A 965-nucleotide genomic window follows, 5' to 3' on the forward strand; every position below is an offset into this window, starting at 1 on the left:
AAAAGCGTAAACCGCCCCGGACCTTCCCCCTTATGCCAGGGGGAAGTCCAGTTATACGTACGAACGAATACATAATAGGTTCCTTTTTCCGGGAAAGTAATAGATGTCGTAGCGTCATTCACCGTTTTTCCCAGCCCATGAGCCAGCAAGTAGGAAGAGCCCATCAGGTCCATAAACTGCTGGTCAACTACCCAGCCTCCCTTTTGTTGAAAGCTCTCCGCCTCCACAAAAAGAGAGGCGGCTCGTGCCGACATCACACTTATAAATAACAAAAGAAGTAAGATTGCATTGCTTTTTCTCATAATAATATTCTATTTATATTCCAACCATGTAGTCACGTTTGTATCTGTATCCGAGATGAACCGGATCCAGCGGGCCTGAAAAGATTCAGGGAACAGATCTGTCTGTTTTTCTCCCGGCTGAACGGTATAGACGGCGTATTCCATCCAATCCCCATTCCCTGTCGGATCCACTTCCACCGTTATTTTTACCGGTTTTGAAGATTGATGCGATAAGGTTAACGTACGTTGGTCATAAAAACCAATTAAGTAAGGGTCGGAAGGAATCTTCGCCTTTACATCGGATTCCACCCAAGGACCTCCCTTGCCAACCGGTTTCCCTAATTTCCAAAGGTCGTCGATCACTCCTGCCCATACAGCCGCTTTCCCGTCTTCCGATACAATCACATGCGGATTGTTTTTACCCTCTTCCGGCGTAAGGCCTGTAAAGATAAGCATTCCGCGATAAGAAGCATAGTCGTTGATCCGGTAAGAATGGGAGGCGATCGGACGGATTTTAGCATATCCATCGGCATTTTCGGCCGGCAACTCATAGAAAGTACCATGACAGTTTAACAAATCACGCTCGGTTGCCACCTCACGGCAAATGCGTAATACTCCCTGATTGGTTAGAGAAGTATAGGTCTCATCGCCTAATGGAAGCCGCCATCTGCGTCCTTTATCATC

General features: G+C 46.9%; 2 pseudogenes. Both read right to left on the bottom strand.

Annotated features, from left to right (window positions below):
* A pseudogene (locus tag BQ8014_RS00015) lies at positions 1-302 on the bottom strand (pyridine nucleotide-disulfide oxidoreductase); the annotation flags it as partial.
* A 9-nt stretch (positions 303-311) separates the two neighbouring features.
* Positions 312-965, bottom strand: a pseudogene (locus BQ8014_RS00020) (hypothetical protein); the annotation flags it as partial.

The sequence above is a fragment of the Parabacteroides sp. Marseille-P3160 genome (assembly GCF_900162725.1).
GTDB lineage: Bacteria > Bacteroidota > Bacteroidia > Bacteroidales > Tannerellaceae > Marseille-P3160.